Raw genomic sequence first — 1288 nt, 5'->3', positions numbered from 1 at the left:
TCCAAATAACATCCCTAAAGGCGGCCTTGTCTTCATTGGCAACAGCATAAAATTCATCGCGAATAAAGGGATGGCATGCCATAGAACCTTGACCAAAGATCAACAAGTTACGCGACATAACATTCGCACCTTCAACGGTGATAGAGATGGGAATTCCTTGGTAGAAATTCGTTAAATAGTTACGTGGACCAACCACAACCGCACGTCCAGCATGTACGTCCATCGCATCGTTAATCGTGGCACGAGCCAATTCTGTATTGAAGTATTTGGTAATCGCAGAAGCTACCGAGGGTTTTTTATGTTCATTAACTGCAGCTACCGTGAGTAAACGGGTCGCACTGGTTAAATAAGTTAAACCGGCAATTTCTGCAAGTTTTTCTTCAATTCCTTCGAACTGTGCAATTTCAATATTGAACTGACGGCGAATACGAGCGAAAGCACCTGAAGTAAGATAACAAATAGCCGAAGAACCAGCCCCCATTGCAGGCAACGAAATAGAACGACCAATAGACAAACATTCAACCAACATTTGCCATCCGCCCCCTACTCGTTTTTGCCCACCAATAACCGCTGTAATCGGAACGAAGATGTCTTTCCCACGAACGGTACCATTCATAAAGGGTTGTGCTGCAGGCAAATGACGATTACCAACTTCTAGATTTGGCGTATCACGCGGAACGAGAACGCAGGTAATTCCCTCCATTCCTTCGCCTTGTAATAAACCATCTGGATCGCGAACATTAACGGCTAAACCGATCAAGGTTGCAATTGGTGCTAAAGTTATCCATCGCTTGTCTATAGTAATTGACAAGCCCAGCACGGTTTTACCATCCACTTGTTTTTGCATCACAATTGCATCAGATTGAATGGAAGTAGCATCACTACCCGCACCTGGCTCAGTTAGTGCAAAGCATGGAATATCGATGCCTTTTGCCAGTCGAGGCAAATAATGGTTCTTTTGCTCATCTGTTCCATAATAATTGATTAACTCACCTGGGCCTAATGAATTAGGGACCATCACGGTTACCCCAGTAACTCCTGAACGGCTAGCAATTTTTTGCACCACATCAGAATGCGCTCGAGCCGAAAAGCCTTTTCCGCCATATTCTTGGGGAATTACCAAGCCAAAAAAGCCATTTTCTTTAAGATAAGTCCAAACATTTTCAGGCAAATCATGCTCTTGGCTAATTTGCCATTCATCCACCATGCCGCATAATATCTGCGTTTCATTATCAAGAAATGCCTGCTCTTCTGCGGAAAGCTCGGTAGCTACTTTTGATAAGCGCTC

Annotated in this window: 1 protein-coding gene; it reads right to left on the bottom strand. The window is 44.0% G+C overall.

Features of this window, described 5'->3' with window-relative positions; all coding sequences use genetic code 11:
• The coding region (locus ACQY7T_RS12490; protein ID WP_428413842.1) for an acyl-CoA dehydrogenase at positions 1-1288 on the bottom strand (1288 nt) is incomplete at both ends.

The sequence above is a fragment of the Legionella sp. genome (genome assembly GCF_965140895.1).
Taxonomy (GTDB): Bacteria; Pseudomonadota; Gammaproteobacteria; order Legionellales; family Legionellaceae; genus Legionella.
Note: the sequence above shows the minus strand (reverse complement) of the source record. Positions and strands in the feature narration are given on the sequence as shown.